We start from the raw sequence: 14,210 nt of genomic DNA on the forward strand, positions 1-14,210 counted from the left end.
GCGGGCGAGCCGCCGGGACGGTCCCGGGCGGTCGTGTCGTGCGACGAGGAGGTGAGCGCATGTCCGGGGTGCTGGTCCTGAACGCGGGGTACGAGCCGCTGCAGCGCGTGAGCCTCGCGCACGCGGTCCGGATGCTGCACCGGCAGGTCGCGGTCGTGGAGCAGGCCGTCGAGGGGCGGATGTTCGGGCCCTACCCGCTGCCGGCGGTGCTGCGGCTCGTGCGGTACGTGCAGATGCGCTGGCGGCACGCGCACGGCGCCCCGCAGTGGTCCCGGACGGGGCTGCTGCTGCGGGACGGCCGGACGTGCGCGTACTGCGGTGCGCGGGGGGCGGACACCGTCGACCACGTGCGGCCGCGCAGCCGCGGGGGCGCCGACTCGTGGCTCAACACCGTGACCGCGTGCGGGCGGTGCAACAACCGGAAGCGGGACCGCACGCCCGAGGAGGCCGGGATGCGGCTGCGGTACGCGCCGCGCGTCCCGACGTTCGCCGAGCTGCTCGGCACCTGATCCCGTGGCCCGGGTCCGTGCGACCGGGGCCACGGGATCCGTGCGTCAGGGGCGCGCGAGACCCGCGAGCAGGTCGAGGACCGTGCGGCCCACGACCGACTCCTCCTGCGGGACGCCCGGGTCCTGCGCGAGGAGCGCGGCCACGGCCGCCCCGGACCGCAGGTCGACGCGCACCTGGCCCTGGAACCCGACGCCCCAGCCCTGCGTCATGACGCGTGCCACGGGCGAGCCGCCGACGAAGACGCCGAGACCCACTCCGAGGTCGTCCGGGTCGGACAGCATCGCCGCCGCGGTCCCGGGGTCGAGCACGACGGCACGTGCGTCGCCCGTCCACGCGCGCAGCAGGTCCTCGAGGAGCACGGCCACGTCCGTCGGCGCGGACCACAGCCCGGACGCGGCCGGGCCGGCGTAGTGCACGCGCCCGCCGTCGACGCGCGTCCCGTCGGCGTGGTGCCCGGCGCAGGCGGACCCCGCGACACGGGCCAGGGTCGCCGCGCGCGGGCCGCCGGTGACCGTCTCGCCGGCCCAGAACGCGGTGCGCAGCAGACCCAGCGGCTCGACGACCGCCCGGTGCATCGCGTCGGCGAACGGCTCGCCCGTGGCGACCTCCACGACCCGCTCCACGAGGCAGTAGCCGGCGTCCGAGTACGCGAAGGCCGTGCCGGGCGGGCGGGTCACGCGGACGGGGCCGTCGTGGTGGGCCGTCGACCCGGCGAGCACGTCGGCGGTCCGGGGAGCGGGGGAGGCCGTCGGCGTGAAGGAGCCCGGCGCGTCCTCGACGCCGCCCCGGTGGGCCAACAGCTGGCGGACGGTCGGGCCGACGCCGTGCGGCACCGCGACGTCGACGACGTCGCGCACGTCGGCGTCGAGGTCCAGCACACCGTCGCGCGCGAGGCGCAGGACGCCGACAGCCGTCACCGTCTTGGCCATGGAGCACAGGTGGAAGGGGGTCGTCGCGTCGGCGGCGCGGCCCGAGCGCACGTCCGCCGAACCTGCGACGCGGATGCCTCCGCGGCCGTCGAGCGTGACCGCGACCGTCGCGAGAGCAGGTGACGGACAGGGGGCCTCGGGGGTGCTGGGCGGGGTGTCCACGACCGGCAGTGAAGCACCGGGCGCCGACATCGCCGCACGTCACCGCACATGACCGCCCGGGCCGGGCGGGTCCGGCGGCGGCGTGGCGAGGGTTGACCGACCGCTCGCCGAGGAGTTGGGTCGGCGACGGGGGTGGTGATGAGCCGCGACGACCGCGTCGCCTACTGGGACAGCCAGGCGCCGAGCTACGACCGCACGACGGCGTGGCTCGAGCGGCGCGTGCTGGAGGGCGCGCGTGCGTGGGTCGGCGAGCGGGTTCGCGGTCGCACGCTCGAGGTCGCCGTCGGCACCGGCGCGACCGTGCCGCACTACGCCGACCGTGCCGACGAGGTCGTCGCGGTGGACCAGAGCCCCGCGATGCTCGACCTCGCCCGACGGCGCACCCGCGGGCTGGGCGCGGTGACGCTGCTCCGGGCCGACGCGGCCGCGCTGCCGTTCGAGGACGCCACGTTCGACACCGTGGTGTGCACGTTCGCGCTGTGCTGCGTGGACGACGAGGTCGCCGTGCTGCGCGAGCTCGCGCGCGTCGTGCGTCCGGACGGTGCCGTCCTCCTCGCGGACCACGTGGTGTCGTCGGCGGCGCTGCTGCGTGGTGTCCAGCGCCTGCTCGACGTCGGCGGTCGCGCGCACGGCGAGCACCACCGGCGACGGCCCCTGGACCGGCTGGCCGAGGCCGGGCTGGTCGCGACCGAGCACTCCGCGACGCGCTACCGGATCGTCGAGCGGGTCGCCGCGCGACGTGCCTGAGCACGGCCGCCGCGGTCCAGCAGGCAGCGGCGCGGCCGCGCCGACGGTGGCCCGCGGGCCGGGCCTCAGGGCAGCGGGCGGCGCATCGCGAAGTTCGTGAGGCTCACACCCCGGACCACCGGCTGGTGCTCGCGTTCCACGCGGAACCCGTGCGCCTCGAAGAACGGCCGTGCGGTCAGGCTCGCCCGCGTCGTCATCGACGTCGCACCGAGCCGGACGGCCTCGTCGTGCGCCCACGCCAGCAGCGCGCGCCCCACGCCGCGCCGGGCGGCGTCCGGGTCGACGAACATCATGTCGACGTACCCGTCGGCGTCGACGTCCGTGAACCCCACGACCCGGCCGTCGAGCGTGGCGACGACCGTCCGCCGGGCGGCGCGGCGCACGGCCCACGCGGCCAGGTCGGGGTCGGCCGGAGCCCACGCGGCGAGCTGCTCGGGCGTGTAGTCGGCGGCGGCGGTCACGTGGACCGCGCGGCGGAAGACGGCGAGGGTCGCCGCGTCGTCGGGGACCCCGGCAGGGCCGTCGGGGTCGTAGGGGCGGACGAGGATCGGCACCCGGTCACGGTAACGGCGGAGGCCGCCCGGTCGGTGTCGCACCGTCGCCGTCCGCGCAGACGCCGACGGCGGCGCCCCGGAAGGAGCGCCGCCGTCAGCGGTGAGTCGGGAGGACCGTCAGAACGGCATCTCCGTGGTGATCTGGTCCGCCGGGGGCGCCTCGACCGGCGCGCCCGCGCCGAAGTTGGAGAACGTCGTCGTGGTGGTCGTGCCGGCCACGTCGAACGCGACCTGACGGATCAGGTCGTCCGCGTCGATCCAGTACGTGTACGTGATGGTCTCGGGCAGCGCGGCCGCACCGTCGGCACCGAGCGACGACTGCAGCTCCGGCGCGATCTTCGTGGTGTCGACGACGACCTCGTAGACCTGCGTGTCCGTGCCGTCGATCGCCTCGGAGTCACCCGTCGCGGTCACGCTGACCAGGGCCGCCTCGAGGTTCGCGACGCCGGCCGACGCCGACAGGTCCTCGCCGAGCGTCGAGAACGCCGCACCGAACGGGTTCGACGGGTCGTTGGGGTCGACCTGCAGGAACAGACCGCCCGACAGCTCCGCGAGGTTGAGGTAGAGCATCCCGCCGACCATGCGGACCTCGATGTCGCCGGTCTCGGCCGTCGACATGCGGATCGCCATGTCCTGCTTGCCGTCGGCGGTGCTGACCGAACCCGTCGCGGAGCTGGCGGCCGCGCCCGTCGTGGTCATCGCGATGTCGTAGGACGTCACGTCCTTCTGCGCCGCGGTGAGGCGGGCGACGAAGTCCTCGGTCGTCAGCTCGGCGACCTCGGGGGTCGGCGTCGGCGTGGACTTCTCCGACGAGGCCGAGGTCTTCTCGGCGGACGGGCTGTCGGAGCCACCACCGCACGCGGCGAGCGTGGCGGTGAGGAGCACAGCGGCGGGCAGGGCGAACAGACGCGAACGAAGCACTGAGAAGTCTCCTGGATGAACGCCGCGACGTCGGGCGGACACCCCCACGGCCGCACGGCGGCGCGGCGCACGACGGTCAACATCCTGCCACCTGTGAGAACGCTGTGACAGCCCGTTTCGTCCGTCTCACCCGGTCGGCCGACGCCGCCGCCGGCCCGCCCCGCAGGCTGCGGTGGTGTCGCGACGCCCGGCGTGTCCGGTACGGTCCTCCGTCCGTACCCCCGCGCGCGGTCGACCGACGGCGGCGCACGCCGGGGCCCCGGAGCGGCGAGGGAGGTGCGCGTGCGGTGCACGGGACGGGCGCGACGCCCGTGATCGAGCGGTTCGACGACGTCCTCGCCGCCGCGCGCGACGGGTCCGGCGACGCGTTCACCGTCATCTGGCACGACCTCGTGCGTCCCGTCGCCGCCTTCCTGCGCTCGCGCGGCGTCGACGACGTCGACGACCTCACCAACGAGGTGTTCCTGTCGGTGTTCACCGGGCTCGCGCGCTTCCGGGGCGACCAGGCCGCGTTCCGGTCGTGGGTGTTCACGATCGCGCACCGCCGCGCCGTCGACTCCTGGCGCCGTCGCGCCCGGAGCGTCGCGGTCGAGCCGCTCGGCGACGACGACGAGGGCACGCCCGTGCCGAGCGCCGAGGACGGTGCGCTCGACACGCTGTCGCGCGAGCGGGTGCTCGCGGTGCTCGGCACGCTCACCGAGGAGCAGCGGGACGTCCTGACGCTGCGCGTCGTCGCGGACCTGACGATCGAGCAGGTCGCGGAGGTCGTCGGCAAGCAGGTCGGCGCCGTCAAGGCGCTGCAGCGCCGTGGTCTGGCGGCGGTCCGCCGGACCCTGGAGCGGGAGGGCGTACCCCTGTGAGCCGGTTCGACGATGACCAGGACGTGCGGCACCTCCACGACGACGATCTGCTGGCCGGCCGGGACGTCCCGGGCGAGCCGGCGCTGTCGTCGTTCCTCGCCGCGCTGCGCTCGACCGCGCACGACGAGCCGCCCGCACCGTCGGCCGCGCTCGCGGCCCTGCTGCGCGACGGGCTGACGCCCGGCGCTGACGGCACCGTGGCCGGGGGTGCCGAGGCTGCGGGCCTCGGGGCCGACGGTGGTGCCCGGGTCGTGGACCTCGCGGAGCGCTCGCGGGCACGCCGCCCCGGACGCCGCACCGCTCGCCGTGCGGGCGCCGCCGCCGCGGCCGCGCTCGTGCTCAAGGTCGGCATCGGGGCGGCTGCCGCCGCCGCGGCCGTCGTGGGCACCGCGCAGCTCGACGGCGCCCCGGCCGTCGTGCGGGAGCCGGCGCGGGCGGTCGTCGGTGCCGTGGTCGACGCATGGCACGGTGTCACGGGCGTCCCCGCGTCCCCGGCGCCCGTGGCACCGAGCCCGTCGGGCCCGGCCGCCGTGCCGGTCGAGCCGGTGCCCGCGTGCGGCAACGCGTGCCCCGACCCGGGTGCGCCGTCGCCCGCGCCGACGCCCGCCGCACCCGGCGCGGGCGAGGAGCGCGGACGCTCCGAGGACGCTCCCCGTCCGGCCGTCCCCGGCGCCCCCGTGCTGCCCGAGCCCGCACCGGCCGACGCACCGGGTGGTGCGCCGCAGGACGCGCCCGGCCAGGACGGGCGGCCCACGGCCGTCCCGACGCCGCGCGCCGACGTCCGGGACGAGGGCGGGGCCGCGGGGCGCAGCGCTGAGGGCCGCGGCTGACCGTCGGCACCGGCCGTGCCGGACGGGTTCCCGCCTCCCGCGAAAGTCGTCGGCCCGCACCCGTACCCCTGGCGCAGGTCGCCACGATGACGTGGGTGAGAGGTGCGGTCCCCACCCCGACCGGGGTGGCGCGGGGCGGCACCCGACACGGGAGGTAACCGCATGAGCTCCACGACCCTCGCTGCCGTCACGGCGAAGCTGGCCGCACTCGGTCTGCCCGCCAAGGCCGCAGGCGTGGCCGTGGTCGTCGGTGTGGGCGTCGGTGTGCCCGGCGTCGCGTACGGCGTCTCCGCGTCGCAGGACGTCCCGCCGGCCGTCGAGCAGCCCGCCCCCGAGGCGACGGCGCCCGAGCAGGCCGCGACCGACGCGCCGACGGACGCCCCGACCGGCACCCCCAGCGCGTCCCCCGAGGCGACCGCGTCGCCCACCGACCTGCCGGAGGCCTCCGAGTTCGGCCAGCGGGTCGCGCAGGACGCGCGCGACGGCGGCGTGGACGGGCAGGTCATCTCCCAGGAGGCGCGCGAGCGCGCAGGCGTCACGCTGCCCGAGCAGGCCGCCGACCACGCCGGCCAGACCGGGCCGGACGCGCTGCCCGAGCAGGCGCAGACCGGTGCCGAGCAGCGCACCACCCCCGACGCCCCGTCGACCGAGGCCCCTGCACCGGTCGACGCGGGTGCCCGCGCCGAGGGCTGACCTCGGCACCGTCCGCGAGCCTCCCCCCTTCCCTCCGGGGCTCGCGGACCACGGCGGCGGGCCGGCCGGCACGAGCCGGCCCGCCGCCCTCAGCGGTCGGTCGACCGCCGCGCCCCGACGGGACGCTCCAGGAGCGTGTTGGCGTGGCTCCCCAGGTCCCGGCGGCCCACGGCCCGGAAGCCCTGGCCCTCGTAGTACCGGCGCAGCGCCGGGTTGCTCTCGCGGCAGTCGAGGCGCAGCAGCGTGGCACCGGCGTCGCGTCCCCGCGCGGCCGCCCACGCGAGCAGGTCGCCGCCCAGGCCCGACCCCGCGCGCCGGCGGTCCACCATCAGCCCGTGCACGTACGCGGCCGGGGTCGGGTCGTCGCCCCAGTACTCCGGGTCGGACCACAGCAGCCGCACGGTGCCGGCGACCTCGATCTCCGGGTCCGGCACGACCCACCACTGCCCGTCGGCGACCTGCGCCTCGACGCGCTCGCGCGGCATCGACCCCTGCGGCCACTGCACCACGCCCGCGGCCGCCATCCGGTCCTCGAGCGACCGGCGCAGCGCGTGGATCGCGTCGACGTGCTGCGGGCCGGCGGGGACGGGCGACGCGGTCATGGTGACCGACGATAGGCCGCCGCACTGCTCACATCCGCGCCCGCCCTGCCGATCACGTGGGCGACAGCCCCCGCACGAGATCGGCCCGCCGTGTCCTCCTGGAACAGCCAGACCATCGGAGCGCGGATGACCGCGCTCTTCACCATCCTCGTCACCGTCCTCATCGGGATCATCGTCCTCGGCGTGGTGACGGCCCAGGTGCAGCGCGGTTTCGCGGACCGGCTCGCGGAGACGGACCGGATCTCCCGGCTCGCGGAGGAGGCCCGCTTCCAGATCGCCGACGCGACCGGGTGGCAGGCGCTCGTCGCGGCCGACGTCGCGGCCGTGGGGCCGCAGGAGGCGCTCGCGGACGACGCGGGCAACCGGTCCGCGCTGCTCGCGCTCCGCGCGGACGTCGAGGCGTGGCTGGACGATCTCGACCTCACGGGGACGACCCCCGCCGAGCGCGCCGCGTTCGAGGGGCTCGCCCCGGCGTGGGACTCGTTCTTCGCGGGGGACGCGGAGGTCGTCGCGCTGCTCGCCACGGGTGAGCCCGAGGACTACGTCGCGGCGATGACGTCGATCAACGACGGGGCGGCCGGCGAGTCGTACGGGCAGGTGCTCGCGCTCGTCGACGAGGTGCAGGCGTCGGCGCAGAGCCGCACCGAGGAGCTGCGTGCGGGCCAGCGCGCGGCGGAGGAGCGCGGACGGCTCGGGCTCGTGGGCATCGGGGTGCTCACGGCGGCGTTCATGGTGTTCGCGGTCCGCAAGGTCACGCGGGACGTCGCGCAGCCTGCGGGCCGCATCTCGCAGGTCGCGGACGCGCTGGCGCGGGGTGACCTCACGCAGCGCACCGGCCTGCGCGGCGGCGGGGAGATCTCGCGCGCGGGTTCGGCGCTCGACGCGGCGGTCGACGCGGTGTCGGTGCTCGTCGGGCAGGTGACGACCAACGCGACGCAGACCGACGCCGCCGTCGGCGAACTGCGCGACGTGACGGCGCAGGGCGCCCGGGCGGCGCACGACACGAGCGCCCGTGCCGGCGAGGTCGCGGCCGCCGCGGAGCAGGTGTCGCGCGACGTGCAGACGGTCGCCGCGGGCGCCGAGCAGATGGGCGCGAGCATCCGCGACATCGCGCAGAACGCCGCGCAGGCCGCCGAGGTCGCGGCGCAGGCGATCCGGGAGGTCGCGGCGACGAACGACACGGTGTCGCGGCTCGGGACGTCGTCGCAGGAGATCGGCAACGTCGTCAAGCTCATCACCTCGATCGCCGAGCAGACCAACCTGCTCGCGCTCAACGCCACCATCGAGGCCGCGCGCGCCGGGGAGTCGGGCAAGGGGTTCGCGGTCGTGGCCGGCGAGGTCAAGGAGCTCGCGACGGAGACGGCCCGCGCGACCGAGGACATCGCGCGCCGCGTCGAGGCGATCCAGGGCGACACGCACGGGGCCGTCGCCGCGATCGACGGCATCTCCCGCACGATCGCCCGCATCAACGACTACCAGCTCACGATCTCGTCGGCCGTCGAGGAGCAGACCGCGACCACGGCGGTCATGAGCCGCGGGGTCGCGGACGCCGCGGCGGGTGCGGGGGAGATCGCGCAGGGCATCACGTCGGTCGCGTCCGCGGCGGAGACGAGCGCCCGCGCGCTCGAGCGGGTCGACGGGCGCGTGGAGGAGGTCGCCGGCACGTCTCGCGAGCTCGCGACACGGATCGCCGCCTTCCAGGTCTGACCCCGCGGGTGCCCGCGGGCGCCATGGGTTAGCGTGGCGGCGGTCCTGTGCCCGGCCGGGGCCGGCGGACGTGAGGGAGTCGCGCATGACCGAGGCCACGTTCCTCGCCCCCGGCGAGCCCGTGGACCTCGACAACTGCGCACGTGAGCCGATCCACGTCCCCGGCAGCGTCCAGCCGCGTGGCGTCCTGCTGGCCGTCTCGGAGCCCGACCTCGTCGTCGCGCACGTCTCGGAGAACGTCGCCCACCTGCTCGGGGTGGCGGTCGAGGACGCGCTCGGCAGGCCGCTCGACGCCACCGTGGGCGCACGCAGCGCCGCCGCGGTCCGGCAGCACGTCGCCGCGTGGGGGAGCCTGCGCGAGCGCAACCCGTTGCAGCTCCTCGTCCCGACGCCCGGCGGCGACCTCGAGGTCGACGCCGTGCTGCACCGGGTGGTCAGCGGCGACACGACGCTGCTCGTCATCGAGCTGGAGCCGGCGACCGGTCCACGGCCGTTCTCGTTCCCGAACACGTACCAGGCGGTGCGCGGGGTGGTCGAGCAGCTGAACCGCGCGCACGAGCTCACCGAGATGTACGACATCACCGCGCGCGAGGTCCGGGCGCTCACGGGGTTCGACCGCGTGATGGTCTACCGGTTCGACGCCGAGTACAACGGCGAGGTCGTGGCCGAGGCGCGCCGCGACGACCTCAACGCGTTCCTCGGCCTGCACTACCCGGCGTCCGACATCCCGCCGCAGGCCCGCGCGCTGTACGAGAAGAACTGGGTGCGGCTCATCTCCGACGTCGCGTACACCCCGGCCCGGATCGTGCCGGGGATCGACGGACGCACCGGTCTGCCGCTCGACCTCACGCACGCGGTGCTGCGCAGCGTCTCGCCGATCCACTGCGAGTACCTGGGCAACATGGGCGTCGCCGCGTCGATGTCGATCTCCCTGCTGCGTGACGGCCGGCTGTGGGGCCTCATCGCGTGCCACCACTACGCGGGCCCGTTCGAGCCGCCGTACGGCGTGCGCGCCGCGGCCGAGTTCCTCGGCTCGACCCTGTCGCTGCGCCTCGTGGCGCGCGTCGAGGAGGACGAGCTCGCCGACCGGCTCGCGTCGGCGGAGGTCCTCGGCCGGCTCGTGGAGAACGCGCGCGACGAGGACCGGCCGCTCGCGCAGGCCCTGCTCGACCCGCCGAGCCTGCTCGACCTCGTCCCGGCCGACGGTGCCGTCGCGCAGGTCGACGGGGCGGTGCTGACCGCGGGCGACGTGCCGCGCGGCGTGGGCGCGCTGCTCACGTGGGTCGCGGAGCAGCCCGACGACGTCGTGGTCCGGACCGCGCTCGCCGACGAGGAGCCCGACCTCGCGCGGCACGTCCCCGAGGTCGCGGGGGTGCTCGCCCTGCGGCTGCCCGACGGGCAGTCGGCCGTGTGGCTGCGTCGCGAGCAGGTGCATCACGTCGACTGGGGCGGCGACCCGCACAACAAGGCGATCGCGCGTCGCGAGGGCGGCACCGTGCGCCTGAGCCCTCGCCTGTCGTTCGAGCTGTGGCGCGAGACGGTGCGGGGACGCAGCGCGCCGTGGGAGGACCGCCACGTACGGACCGCGACCGAGCTGCGGGCGCGCCTGCTCGAGGTGCTCGTGCTGCGGAGCCGGACCCGGCTGCGGGCTGCCCAGACCGTCCAGCGCAGCCTGCTGCCCGCGAGCCTGCCCGTGCTGGACGGGTGGAGCGTCGACGCGCGGTACGAGCCCGCGGCGGGCGGACGCGTCGGGGGCGACTGGTACGACGCGCTGCTGCTCCCCGACGGCCGGCTCGCGGTCGTCGTCGGCGACGTCGCGGGGCACGGGCTGGAGGCCGCCGCCGCGATGGGCCAGCTGCGTAACGCGCTGCGTGCCTACCTGCTGCGCGGCGACGGGCCGGCCCAGGTGCTGCGGGGGCTCGACCACGTCGCGCGCTGGACCATGCCGTTCGAGATGGCGACCGTCGTGGTCGCGGTCGTGGACCCCGTCACGGGCGACGCGGACGTCGCGGTCGCCGGTCACCCCCGACCCGTCGTGCTGCACGCCGACGGCCGGGCCGAGCTCGTGCAGCTGCCCGTCGACCGGCCGGTCGGCGTCGGCAGCGGCGACCCGCCCGCCGGGAGGCTGCACGTGCCCGCGGGCGGTGCGCTCGTGCTGTACAGCGACGGGCTCGTCGACTCGCGCGCGACGCGGCTGCGCGACGGGCTCGCGCGGCTGCGTGCCGCGGTGGACCGCACGGACGACCCGGCCCGGCCGCTGCGCATCGACGACGTGCTCGACGCGTGCCGCGAGGAGGGCTCGGTCGACGACCTGACGCTGCTCGTGCTCTGCCGCGACGCCGCCTGACCTGCCGGGCGCGCGTCAGCGCGTGCGGGCCCCGAGGCGCAGCTCCAGGCCGAGCCACCGGGCCAGGTCCTCGATCTCGTCGGCGACGTCCGCCCGGACGGCCGGGGACCACGCGCCGTCCTCGTGGACGGCGTCGACGCGCAGCACGCCCGCCGCGTGGTCCGCGGTCGCGTCGACCTTGCCGACGAGCCGGTCGCCGTGCAGCACGGGCAGCGCGTAGTACCCCCACCGTCGCGCCGCGGCCGGCTTGAACATCTCGAGGGCGTAGTCGAACGCGAACAGCTCGGCCATGCGGCGGCGGTCGTGGACGAGCCGGTCGAACGGCGACAGCAGCGCGGTGCGGCCGGTGAACGGCGCGTCGAGCAGGGCGGGGTCGACCCGCCACTCGCCGCGGACGCCGTCGACGACCGCGGGTTCGCCCGCCGTACCCACGTCGACCGGCTCCACCGGGCACTGCGCCCCGCGGGACCGGGCGATGCCGAGCGCGTGCAGCCGGCGCTCGTCGCGCAGCCGTCGCGCGTCCTCGACGGGCACGGGGTCGTCGGCGGGGTAGACGCGCTCCGCGAGGTCCCACAGCCGGTCCCGGCCACGGCGTCCGGCCGCGGCGACGTCGCCCGACTCGACCAGCAGCTCGAGCATCATCGGCACGTTGCGGTTCGCGTTCCAGCCGCTGGACCGCCACGGCCGCACGGTCGTGTCCGGCAGCTCCCGGGCGGTCAGGGGCCCGTCGGCGCGCAGGGCGTCGAGGATGTCCTGCCGGCAGCCCGCGTTGTCGCGCAGCCAGCCGGCGCGCGACGCCTGCCACGGCTGCGGGTCCGGGCCGGGCCACTGCGCCATCTCGGCGCGGTAGAGGACGAGGTCCTCGGCGGGCCGGATCATGCCCTGCACGTCGAGCAGCGCGAGGCCGTCGACCGCGTCGGCCAGCTCACCCGGGTCGTACCGCGAGCCGAGGCGGCTCCACAGCACGAGGTCGGCGCTCGGGGCGACGGAGGCGGTGTGGTCGACCTGGAGCATCGTGAGGCCGCGGACCGTCTCGAGGACGCCCGCCGGGCGCTCGGCCGTGAGGAGCTGCGCGCGGACGGCGAGCCGTCGTGCGTCGGTGCGGGACAGGTGGTGCACCGTCATGACACCGGGAGCCTACGGACCGGGTCCGACACCCGGGCGGCCGTCAGCCCCCGGCGACCGCCGCGGCCGGCGCGGGGGACGGCCCGCCCGGCTCCCGCGGGACCGGCGTGGCGGCGCGCAGGCGCTGCACGACGAGCAGCGCGAGCAGCGCCGGGAGCCAGCCGTACAGCAGGCCGGCGGCACCGCCGTCGGTGGGCCCGAGCTGCAGGAGGTCCTGCTGGCGCAACCAGCGCCCGTCGCCCGTGGGGTCGAGGCCGTCGCCGACGAGCGCGGTGGGCAGGGCACCCCACAGCGCACCTGCGACGCAGGCGGCCCAGACCCCGAGCACGAGGACGGTGCGGCCGTGCGTGGCAGCCGCCGTGCGCGCGGCGAGGTAGGCGAGCCCGCCCGTGATCGCGGCGACGAGGCCGCCGCACGCGAGCAGCGCGCCCGTCGACGCCTCCCCGGCGGTGGTCACGGGGGCGAACCAGTCGGCGGTCGTCGAGACCGTGATCGCGAGCGTCGAGCGGCCCGTCGTGGCGTGCGTGGCGACGGTCCGGTCGACCCACGCGTGCACGGCGGCGGCCACCGTCCACCCCGCGCCGGCGACGAGCCCGGCCACCACGGCGGCGGCGGTGGCGACCGGCCGGGCCACGGTCGGCTGCTCCGGGCGGTCCTCGTCGCGGCGGGCCAGGGCGACGACCGCGAGCCCCACGAGCCAGCCCCACGTCGCGCCCCAGCCCGTGCCGCGGCGGATGGGCTCGAACCAGCCGAACATCAGCAGCGGGACGGTGCCGTCGCGGCCCTGCCCGAGCGCGTGCACGGTCGCGGGCCAGCCCGTGAACAGTGCCGCGGCGGCCCCGGCGACGACCACCGCGAGCCACACGGCCAGGACCCGGCCCGCGTACCCGGTGCCCGCGGCGCGCAGCGCCGGCAGCACGAGGAACCCGACGGCGACGACGAGGGTGGCCGCGGCGAGCAGCGCGGCGCCGACGGAGCCGTGCGCGAGGCCGACCGCTGGGGTGGACGGCGCGACGAAGCCCACGAGCCCGGCCGGGACGTCGAGGCGAGCCAGCAGCACGTGCAGCACACCGGTGAGGAGCCACACCGTCAGGGCCGCCGCGCTCGCGAGCAGGGCGAGGCGAATCGTCCGGATCGTCAGCATCCGCGCGACGCTAGCAGCGCGCTCACGGCGGCCGGGCGGGATCCGGGCAGGTTCGTCCGGTCGTGGGACGGCCGGGCCGCACGGCGCCCGGCTCCCGTCCGGTGCGCACGACGCGGACGGGTCGGGGCCCGGAGCGGCGCCGCGGAGCCGTCGGGTCAGTGCCCGCGCGCGGGTGCCTTCCAGTAGCCGCAGAACGTCACGTGCGTCTTCGGGACGCCGCGCTCGCTGACCAGGAGCCGGCGCGCGCCGGTGGCGAGCCGCGACTCGCCGACCGCGAAGGCGCGCACCACGCCGTCCGGCCACGGCAGGTCGCGCAGCGCGGCGAGCGCGAGGTCACCCACCGCCTCGCCCCGCGTGCGGGGCAGCCAGTGCACGGTCATCCCCGCCGGGGCGTCGACGGGCTGGGCGTCGGCGGCGTCGGGCAGCTCGACGAACGCGTGGCCGGTCGTGTCCCGCGGCAGGTCCCGCAGGACGCCGGCGACGGCGGGCAGCCCGCTCTCGTCCGCGAGGAGCAGCACGTGGTCGGCCGGCACGTGCACCCACCCGCACCCCTGGTCGATGAACGCGACGTCGACGCCGGGCTCGACGGTGTCGGCCCAGGGGCCTGCGACGCCCTGGTCGCCGTGCCGGACGAAGTCGATGTCGATCTCGGGGGTGCCGTCGGGGCCCGACGCCCGGTGGTCCCGGATCGTGTAGCTGCGGATGACGGGCCGCGTGGCGCGCGGCAGCGTGAGGTAGCGCAGGTAGCCGCGGGTGTCGAAGCGGTCGGACAGGTTGTCGAAGCGGGTCTCGTCGTGCACGGGGACCGCGAGCCGGACCCACTGGTCGAAGCCCTGGTACACGAAGCGGCGCAGGTCCTCGCCGCCGAGGGTGACGCGGACCATGTGCGGGGTGACGCGCGCGGTGCGGACGACGGTCGCGCGGACGACGCCGCTCGGGGCGTGCGTGACGGTGATCTGCGACAACGGGAGCTCCGGGGACGAAGGAGTGAGGCTCGCCTAAGTTAGCAATGCCTCACTTCGGTGCCCAGCCCCCGTCCACGACGCGCACCGCAGAAAGAGACCGAAAACACCGAAACC

General features: G+C 76.7%; 14 protein-coding genes. 7 read left to right on the forward strand and 7 right to left on the reverse strand.

Annotated elements, in window-relative coordinates:
• Positions 1 to 59: 59 nt before the first annotated feature.
• Positions 60 to 509 carry an HNH endonuclease gene (locus CELF_RS03865; protein WP_013769942.1) on the forward strand — a complete coding sequence of 150 codons (450 nt, stop codon included), beginning with the start codon at positions 60 to 62 and terminating at the stop codon, positions 507 to 509.
• Positions 510 to 554: 45 nt separating this feature from the next.
• On the opposite strand, the gene CELF_RS03870 is transcribed toward CELF_RS03865, so the two are convergent.
• Positions 555 to 1,601 (reverse strand): serine hydrolase domain-containing protein, encoded by a 1,047-nt coding sequence (locus tag CELF_RS03870; RefSeq protein ID WP_041553332.1) that lies wholly within the window; start codon positions 1,599 to 1,601, stop codon positions 555 to 557.
• Positions 1,602 to 1,739: 138 nt separating this feature from the next.
• Here CELF_RS03870 and CELF_RS03875 point away from each other — a divergent pair, with 138 nt between their 5' ends.
• Entirely contained in the window at positions 1,740 to 2,348 is a 609-nt protein-coding gene (locus tag CELF_RS03875; protein WP_013769944.1) for a class I SAM-dependent methyltransferase, read from the forward strand.
• Between the two features lie 65 nt (positions 2,349 to 2,413).
• Here CELF_RS03875 and CELF_RS03880 read toward each other — a convergent pair whose 3' ends face one another.
• Both CELF_RS03880 and CELF_RS03885 read right to left on the reverse strand, forming a co-directional pair.
• On the reverse strand, positions 2,414 to 2,902 hold the full coding sequence (locus tag CELF_RS03880; RefSeq protein ID WP_013769945.1) for a GNAT family N-acetyltransferase: 489 nt from the start codon (positions 2,900 to 2,902) through the stop codon (positions 2,414 to 2,416).
• A 117-nt stretch (positions 2,903 to 3,019) separates the two neighbouring features.
• Positions 3,020 to 3,823, reverse strand: coding sequence for an SCO4651 family lipoprotein (locus CELF_RS03885; RefSeq protein ID WP_013769946.1), 804 nt, complete (start codon positions 3,821 to 3,823; stop codon positions 3,020 to 3,022).
• A 287-nt stretch (positions 3,824 to 4,110) separates the two neighbouring features.
• On the opposite strand from CELF_RS03885, the gene CELF_RS03890 reads away from it, so the two are divergent.
• From CELF_RS03890 to CELF_RS03900, 3 genes are all read left to right on the forward strand, one after another.
• Positions 4,111 to 4,683 carry an RNA polymerase sigma factor gene (locus CELF_RS03890; protein WP_013769947.1) on the forward strand — a complete coding sequence of 191 codons (573 nt, stop codon included), beginning with the start codon at positions 4,111 to 4,113 and terminating at the stop codon, positions 4,681 to 4,683.
• A gap of 23 nt (positions 4,684 to 4,706) precedes the next feature.
• Positions 4,707 to 5,513 (forward strand): hypothetical protein, encoded by an 807-nt coding sequence (locus CELF_RS20330; RefSeq protein ID WP_126297665.1) that lies wholly within the window; start codon positions 4,707 to 4,709, stop codon positions 5,511 to 5,513.
• Positions 5,514 to 5,675: 162 nt separating this feature from the next.
• Positions 5,676 to 6,206, forward strand: coding sequence for a hypothetical protein (locus CELF_RS03900; RefSeq protein WP_013769949.1), 531 nt, complete (start codon positions 5,676 to 5,678; stop codon positions 6,204 to 6,206).
• Between the two features lie 89 nt (positions 6,207 to 6,295).
• Here CELF_RS03900 and CELF_RS03905 read toward each other — a convergent pair whose 3' ends face one another.
• Complete coding sequence (locus CELF_RS03905) at positions 6,296 to 6,808, reverse strand: GNAT family N-acetyltransferase (protein WP_013769950.1); 513 nt, start codon at positions 6,806 to 6,808, stop codon at positions 6,296 to 6,298.
• A gap of 126 nt (positions 6,809 to 6,934) precedes the next feature.
• Here CELF_RS03905 and CELF_RS03910 point away from each other — a divergent pair, with 126 nt between their 5' ends.
• Together CELF_RS03910 and CELF_RS03915 are read left to right on the forward strand one after the other, a co-directional pair.
• Positions 6,935 to 8,515 (forward strand): methyl-accepting chemotaxis protein, encoded by a 1,581-nt coding sequence (locus tag CELF_RS03910; protein ID WP_013769951.1) that lies wholly within the window; start codon positions 6,935 to 6,937, stop codon positions 8,513 to 8,515.
• Between the two features lie 85 nt (positions 8,516 to 8,600).
• Positions 8,601 to 10,862: a SpoIIE family protein phosphatase gene (locus tag CELF_RS03915; RefSeq protein ID WP_013769952.1), complete on the forward strand. Its 2,262-nt coding sequence runs from the start codon at positions 8,601 to 8,603 to the stop codon at positions 10,860 to 10,862.
• Between the two features lie 15 nt (positions 10,863 to 10,877).
• On the opposite strand, the gene CELF_RS03920 is transcribed toward CELF_RS03915, so the two are convergent.
• From CELF_RS03920 to CELF_RS03930, 3 genes are all read right to left on the reverse strand, one after another.
• Positions 10,878 to 11,987, reverse strand: coding sequence for a DNA glycosylase AlkZ-like family protein (locus CELF_RS03920; protein WP_013769953.1), 1,110 nt, complete (start codon positions 11,985 to 11,987; stop codon positions 10,878 to 10,880).
• Between the two features lie 43 nt (positions 11,988 to 12,030).
• On the reverse strand, positions 12,031 to 13,131 hold the full coding sequence (locus CELF_RS03925) for a hypothetical protein (RefSeq protein WP_013769954.1): 1,101 nt from the start codon (positions 13,129 to 13,131) through the stop codon (positions 12,031 to 12,033).
• Positions 13,132 to 13,286: 155 nt separating this feature from the next.
• Positions 13,287 to 14,096: a siderophore-interacting protein gene (locus tag CELF_RS03930; protein WP_013769955.1), complete on the reverse strand. Its 810-nt coding sequence runs from the start codon at positions 14,094 to 14,096 to the stop codon at positions 13,287 to 13,289.
• Positions 14,097 to 14,210: the final 114 nt, after the last annotated feature.

The organism is Cellulomonas fimi ATCC 484 (assembly GCF_000212695.1).
In the GTDB taxonomy this organism is placed as follows: domain Bacteria; phylum Actinomycetota; class Actinomycetes; order Actinomycetales; family Cellulomonadaceae; genus Cellulomonas; species Cellulomonas fimi.